The 6,682-nt window shown below is 58.1% G+C and carries 5 protein-coding genes; 2 read left to right on the forward strand and 3 right to left on the reverse strand.

Going from position 1 to position 6,682, the window contains the following annotated elements; all coding sequences use genetic code 11:
* The coding region (locus tag IVB13_RS22590) for an IS3 family transposase (RefSeq protein WP_247490644.1) at nucleotides 1-985 on the forward strand (985 nt) is incomplete at its 5' end.
* Between the two features lie 294 nt (nucleotides 986-1,279).
* Here the strand turns inward: IVB13_RS22590 and IVB13_RS22595 are convergent.
* Both IVB13_RS22595 and IVB13_RS22600 read right to left on the reverse strand, forming a co-directional pair.
* Nucleotides 1,280-1,456, reverse strand: a complete 177-nt coding sequence (locus tag IVB13_RS22595) for a hypothetical protein (protein ID WP_231188768.1) — start codon at nucleotides 1,454-1,456, stop codon at nucleotides 1,280-1,282.
* 1,041 nt (nucleotides 1,457-2,497) lie between these two features.
* The gene (locus IVB13_RS22600; RefSeq protein WP_085357172.1) at nucleotides 2,498-2,836 is read right to left on the reverse strand and encodes an H-NS histone family protein; all 339 of its coding nucleotides are present in this window, start codon (nucleotides 2,834-2,836) and stop codon (nucleotides 2,498-2,500) included.
* Nucleotides 2,837-3,261: 425 nt separating this feature from the next.
* On the opposite strand from IVB13_RS22600, the gene IVB13_RS22605 reads away from it, so the two are divergent.
* Entirely contained in the window at nucleotides 3,262-3,939 is a 678-nt protein-coding gene (locus IVB13_RS22605) for a hypothetical protein (RefSeq protein ID WP_247490646.1), read from the forward strand.
* A gap of 1,674 nt (nucleotides 3,940-5,613) precedes the next feature.
* Here IVB13_RS22605 and IVB13_RS40485 read toward each other — a convergent pair.
* Nucleotides 5,614-5,919: a hypothetical protein gene (locus IVB13_RS40485; RefSeq protein ID WP_346731696.1), complete on the reverse strand. Its 306-nt coding sequence runs from the start codon at nucleotides 5,917-5,919 to the stop codon at nucleotides 5,614-5,616.
* Between the last annotated feature and the right edge of the window lie 763 nt (nucleotides 5,920-6,682).

The following is a 6,682-nucleotide window of genomic DNA, read 5'->3' on the forward strand; positions in this document are numbered from 1 at the left end:
TCGTCGCAACATCGAGGGTGAGTCGCCTCATTTTATGGAGGGGACATACAGTCTAGTGGTGACGCCCGCGAGGAAGCGGAAAGCTGTCGCTCATCTGGTGGATGCCCACGGGATGAGCGAACGGCGGGCGTGTAAAGCCATCGGCTACTGCCGCACGACCATGAGATACCAGACGACCCGGGCAGACGATGCCGGCCTTCGCCAGCGCATGAAGGCGATCGCCCAGGAGCGCCGCCGCTTCGGCTACCGGCGCTTGCATGTCCTGCTCAAGCGGGAAGGCTACGTGATCAACCACAAGAAGCTATTCCGGCTCTATCGAGAAGAGAAACTTGCGGTACGCCGCCGAGGTGGTCGCAAGCGGGCGATCGGGACCCGCGCTCCGATGCTGGTTCCGATGGTCCCCAACGACCGCTGGTCGCTCGACTTCGTATCGGATCAGCTCACCGACGGCCGCCGCTTCCGCATCCTGACCATTGTCGATGATTGCACCCGCGAATGCCTGGCGCTGGTGGCCGACACCTCGCTCTCCGGCACCCGCGTGGCGCGGGAACTGGACCGGCTGATGATCCAGCGTGGCAAGCCGAGGATGGTGGTCAGCGACAATGGCAGTGAACTCACCAGCAACGCCATTCTGACATGGGCAGATCGCTCCCGCGTCGAATGGCATTACATCGCACCGGGCAAACCCATGCAGAATGGCTTCATCGAAAGCTTCAATGGGCGGCTGCGGGATGAGCTGCTGAACGAGACGCTGTTCACGTCGTTGGCCCAGGCGCGCGTTGCTCTTCGATGTTGGCGGGTCGATTACAACGATCGACTACCTCACTCGCAGCTCGGGTGGAAGACGCCGTCCGAATTCGCCTTCACTTGCCATCCGCGACGGGATCTGGCGCTGCGCTATGCCGAGGGCTCCGCGCCAGCTCCCGTCGCTACCACCGCCCAACCGGGCAAATCCAGCAGCCGGGGCGAACTCAGGACTGGATAAAACTTGGGGGCAAGGTCACCTTCAGCTTTCGCGTGGGCTGCGATCGAGGTTCGCCGAAAAATAGTCGATCAGTTCCGTAGCCTGGGCGTCTTGCCTGAAACCCCGCTGTTCTTCGAAATCGACGGAAGGACCATATGGATGAACTGCTGGCGGCGTACAATGACATCACCGCTTCCGGATTGGGCCCCTCCCAACCGCAATGCGATGCGGCGAAGGCGGAGCAGCGTTCGCTGGCGGAGCCATGCGCAAAGTTCCGTTGTGCACGCCGATCTAGCCGGCTTGACCTCTTCCGCATCAGCCACGCGTTCGCTGAGAGGGCGGCTTAAACTCCACGACCTCGTGCTGGTCGCACGGATTAGCTCGCTCGTTTTTCTTGACGATTAGCTCAAGCTCGAGAGCCTCGAAGGCGAGTTCATCCGCCAAGCGCTTAAACAGCTCGCGCTTTTCTATGTCCGTCGCTTGCTGGCTCATCAGCATAAACTCTCTGGCGTCAGCGCGGACCTTTTCCAAACGTCGTCGGAGGTCCTTCATGTGCCGGCTTAGCTTTTAAACTTATCCTTGGCCCGAACAAATCAGTTTGCTGGTTCGGATCCACCCGGAGTCAACTGCCGAAACTCGATACTGGTTCTATGCGGACCGCCAAATTCGCCGCTCTTCGTGCTGCGATATTTGGGCCACGCTCCATGACCCAGCCCCTGTTCAGGGATTGCGGGCTGAGGACGGCCGTCTTGGCCGATGAGCCATCCTGTCCGGCTCTCGCCGGATGATGCATAGAACTAGCATACCTGAAGGGGGCATGAATGTTCGAAAGCGCACAGACGCGAGTGTTGCGCCGGACTAGGCTGCGAGCGATCCTGGACGCTCGCAAAGCGCTCGGGGCCCAACGGCCTCGGGGAGATGCGAAAATGTGCCGGCTGCGCTGAAGCGGCTCCGTCCGCGAACGCAGTGTTGCCGGTTGCGTGCCGGGTATGAGGCAGGAGTAAGCTCGGCAGATTTAGATCAACGATGGTCGTTCTCGTGCGTACTTTTCTTCTCATTGTGGGAATATGGCTACTGGTGAACGTTCGTTCGTTGTAGTTGTCCTGCCCTCGCGCAGACCGTCACCTACTCGGCGAGCAGGAATTCCATCTCCGGTGACGATTAACACGACGGCCGGTCGCTCGGACGATCACGACCCACCACTCCTGCAGCGCGCAATGAGGCCGGTTGCAATCAGGGTTCTTTTCATCGTGCTCATCCCTCCAGTCCTTCGAGCGTGGAATGCGGTTAGGCGGCACTTCAGAGGGCACGACAACTAGACACGGCCATCGCGTGCTTGAGATTCTCGTCGATGTCCTCACTGCGCCGCGGGCCCCCCGAGCGATTCAGCGAGACCATCAGCCCAGCGCTCTCGCTATGGCCATGCCTCGAAGCATGGTTATGACCCGCGCTTCAACGATGATGTGAGAAGCTCAGAGCCCAGGGGGAACAGCCGGCGCCAGCATTTCCATCCCAAAATGCCGCAACGCGCGCTCAACTTGTCTGCCGCTTTTCGGCTGAAGCCCGATCGATTAGGAAATCGTCCAATTTTCGGCCGCCTCGAAGCTGCGGCCGCAGCCATCGAGGCAGCCTGCCGCGACCCGACCATGTCTCCGCCGGGTTCTTCGGATTGCGATATTTGGGACGAACGGGCGGGTATGGACGGCGCTCGCGATTGAACCGCGTGGCCTCGTTGGCCAGTCCAATCCTGTGGAGCCGTTCCTCCAAATGTGCTTTTTGCACCAACATTTTCTGAGTGAGTTTGGCGGCGACCTCTTGGTGAAATATCCAGAGCTCGTCAACGGAGAGTGAATTGAAATGCGCGGTGTTCATGGCTCCATCCCTAATCTTGGGCAGAAGGCCCAGGCAGACAAGTCGGGAATCCGGGAGCAGACAAGCCCTCAGTGAAATATTGATCATGCAATCCACATTTAATACGAGAGGTAGCAGGGAGAAAGGCGCGACAGTGGTAATATCGTGGCGGAGTATTTAAATCGCCGCGCGGGGTAGCCACGTCTCGTGACCTCCACAAACTCACCCTCGGCCAGTTGCGCTTTCGTGCTCGGGGACGAGCGCAAAGCTGGCGATCGACCGGACGGCGGCGCGGACGGCTCGATGAATCGCGCTGCCTCGTGACCGGCATATTAATCAGGTGGCCAAGAGTACATTTAATCATCGCGCCGCCCGATTTAAGCCGCATGGGAGCCGTTGTCGCCGCTAAGGTTCGAGCGGGGGTGGGGCGCACCCGGGAGTTTTCGATGTCCGGTCATTTGCGATTATACTTCGCCAGTTTGGTGCTTGTCGGGGGTTTATCGGCGGCGCCTGCGTCTGCCAACCCTCTTGCCGAGTTCTTCAATACTGCCTCGCCCCAACCCACGGTAACCTCTCCGCCGCAAGCCGAATGCGTGCCGCGTCCCGGTACCTCGACCACTGGTGGACAGCATTGGGTCTACCGAATGGACGGTCGCCGCAAATGCTGGTTCCTGGCCGAGGGCATCGCGACGGTGAAGAAGCCCATTCGGGCTCGCATGGCCAAAGACCGCAGCGCCAGTTTGGACGAGAACGGGACGAGGTGGAGCGCGGTCGTTGATGCGCGCGCGGAGGTGCTGCGCTCTGCACCGCCCGCGCAATCTCAGCCGCCTGTACCCGAAATGAAAGTAGCTGATGCCGCCTCCAATCTCGGCACCGGGTCGGCGGCCCCCATTGTCGATCTTCCCAACCAGATCACCTCCGAACACTCCGCGCCGGGCCAAGTCGACGTTGGGCAGCTTCTCGCCGACGCACCTCAAGATATGCCGCTGGGCGCGCGCACTGCAGAGGCGCACGGCGAAGCGCGCAGCTGGACGGTCTGGTTCGGTGTGCTGCTGATGACGCTTGGCGGCCTCTCGCTCTTAAGCTCGAGCCGCACGCTTCGGCATGCGTGGAGATTACGTTAGCTTAGATGCGAGGTACAGCCGCCGCGCAATCAATGGATTCCACGAGCTGGTATAGTCGAACTGCCACACGTACAAAGATTCCGTGCGCCACACCTAGTTTGGCACGTGCCTTAGACGGACATTCGAGTACGATGACGGTCGCCTTTGGGATCGGACTGCATTATGCGGTACAAGGTGTTCGTGGTGGACGGCAGCCGGCAACTGATCTGCGCTGCAAAGCTCGACTGCATTGACGAGCAGGCGGCGAGACGCCGAGCCGAGCAAATGCATGACGAGCACGACGTTGAGCTTTGGCAAGGCGATCGACTCGTTGCTGTGTTCCGAAGTGCAACGTCGAATGAAGGTCGGAGCTAACGCGCGATCCTGAATCGACGGCTGGTCTCGCCGCCGAGTTAGTTCGAGCATTGTGAGGCACCCCGGCCTGGCTGGTTGCCGACATGTCGCAGCGACGTCGTCACCGAGGCTCGCTACTGCGGTCCCGGCCGTCTCTAAACGGCTCTTGCTCTGCCGCTCGCTTTGGTACGCTTTCTTCTTGTTCTTGCTTCTACATGTCGGAGCTTACTTCGAAGCTTCTCCACCTCTCTAAGCTCCTCCAGAAGCGCCTGGTGCCGTTCATTCAGAACAGCACTAGAAAAAATCTGACGCGTACTCGACATCACATGCCTCAGAAAATGATTTGAAGTAAGAAGTCGACGAAAAGCGAAAGATAAAGAATACTCCACCGAAGCTCAATGAGCTAAGGCCGCAGCCGCCAGATGCTCCCAGTACTCTGCCTCCGCAAGCAGTTTCCAGCTTCTCTCAGGTTGGAGTGCGGCAGTCTGTCGGCACAGCAGCGCCATTGCACGAAGGCGGCGGGCAGCTTCCATTTCAACCTCCCATGTTTTCCCCCAACATATTTTTCGTTTTTGCGATGGAGTCATCATGATTATATGACATAATCAAATTTCTCATTTAATGGCGGTCAATTTGGTTCCATTTGTAAGCCGACCGGGAACTGCTTTCGGTTTAAGCTTCACATGGATTTCGAATGCTTGCTCGCCGACCCCCGCTGCGCGGTAAAGCGAACGAGACTGCACGGGACGGCAGCACGAGATGCGAAGCTTCATGCGCGAGCATTGCAATGTCAGAAATCCCAGCCGAGGACTCCTCGCCGCCCTCCAGGGCACGTGCGTTGGCTACTGAGACAGTTATCTTTCTTTGGCTTCAAGGTGACGGCAACCAAGACAGCATCAACAGGGTCAGAAACAATAGATGTCGCGTGCCTGCTGGGCTTCGCTCCGACAGTTCTCATCATGGCGTATGTGGGCGGCCTTAGCGAAGGAGCCAACGGGGTTGCGCAAGACTTTGCAGCAAACACGGTTGGGAGGATCAAGAAAGAGTATCAGGAGCGAGATTGGATCGTGCTTCGGAACCTCTCCAGTGGGCTGCTCCTGCGTGATCTCGTGGAGAAAGAGAAATTGCAGTTCGTGCGCCATACGTGTCGTTCTCCGAAGTGAGTTCATAGGCATGGAGCCGGGGATTTATCGAGCGGTCAGTAACCTAAAACAAACGAGCCTGGATCCAGAAACCGCCCCATTAAGTCCCGAGGCCGTTTTGCTTGACTAGAAGCGAGGAAGCAATTTCTCGTCCTCGTGCTGAAAGTGCAATTGAGCCTGGTCCAGGTCGCGGCCCGCTTCAGTAGGATTGGGCAGGGTCAGGCATCGGCAGATTCGGTGCCTTCGGGAGTATCTTCGACGGTTCGAACTGCGCGAGGATCTGCTTGCCCATAGCCACCGGATCTTTGAAGAAATCCAACGGAGACGGGAAATTGAAGCTGCCTGGCAGAGAGTGCAGGGCGTTGAAATCGGAAACGTCATCGACGCCAAGCACTACCTCCTCACCCTCGACGACGAAGTGCTTCTGGCGGTTCTTCAGAGCGGCCGCGGCAATCCATGGGTAACGGTCGGTCCAATCCGTGCCATGCGCGATAGCAGCCGGCACGCGTTTGTCCGCGGATACGTCCTGCTCTCTTGCGAGGCAGCAAAGGATGGGGAACGACGGATGCGCTCGCTCTAAGGCAAGCTGGCGATTTTAAAGATAAGGGCGATTTTTAAATAAATAAATAATCTAATGCCAATTTAAATGTTGACCGATATTTAAAATAGAATTAATTTGAGAGTGCCTGGCGCCGGACGAACGCGTCTGGCCACCGAGAAACGGCTCCCGCATCTCGCCCCTGCTTACGCCATGAGATGTGAGGGGCCGTTTCTTGGCCGATGGTGAGGCGGATCATCCTCCGCATGGCTACGTTTTTATGGTCCCCACCATGACAGCAGCGGTGTTACTGGTTGAAATCGCAATTATTATTGTTCTCGTCACGATTTGACTGACGCGAGAAACTAACGGCTGATGAGAAGCGGCGCGCGATCACGCATGATCGTCTCAGTCAGCTCGCCGCATCGTGCGGTCGATTTATCTTGTCAAAGTGGAAAAATGACCCGCCGGTCACACCGGTCGTTTTAGTCGTTGCTCTCACGAGCTTAGACCGCATGCCGGCCAGTATCATGTAAGCAAGGCGCCGCCAGATCAGGTTCATAACGGCTATGAGTGCATTTAGCCGCTCGAGGCGGACTTCAGCGCGGGCGCAAAGCGTTCGGAGAATGTTGCGGCCTTCGCTCCTGGGCTGCAGAAAGAGCGGCCGAGATAATCGTTGAACACCCCACGAATGCGATCGCGAGTAAGGCCGCACCGAAAAATAGTTTCC

Source organism: Bradyrhizobium sp. 17, from assembly GCF_023073515.1.
GTDB classification, from domain to species: domain Bacteria; phylum Pseudomonadota; class Alphaproteobacteria; order Rhizobiales; family Xanthobacteraceae; genus Bradyrhizobium; species Bradyrhizobium canariense_D.

What these genes read in the sequence shown, in the direction of transcription:
- IVB13_RS22600 (WP_085357172.1), bottom strand. Translation starts at nt 2,836, where the DNA reads ATGAACACCGCGCATTTCAATTCACTCTCCGTTGACGAGCTCTGGATA.
- IVB13_RS22595 (WP_231188768.1), bottom strand. Translation starts at nt 1,456, where the DNA reads ATGAGCCAGCAAGCGACGGACATAGAAAAGCGCGAGCTGTTTAAGCGC.
- IVB13_RS22605 (WP_247490646.1), top strand. Translation starts at nt 3,262, where the DNA reads ATGTCCGGTCATTTGCGATTATACTTCGCCAGTTTGGTGCTTGTCGGG.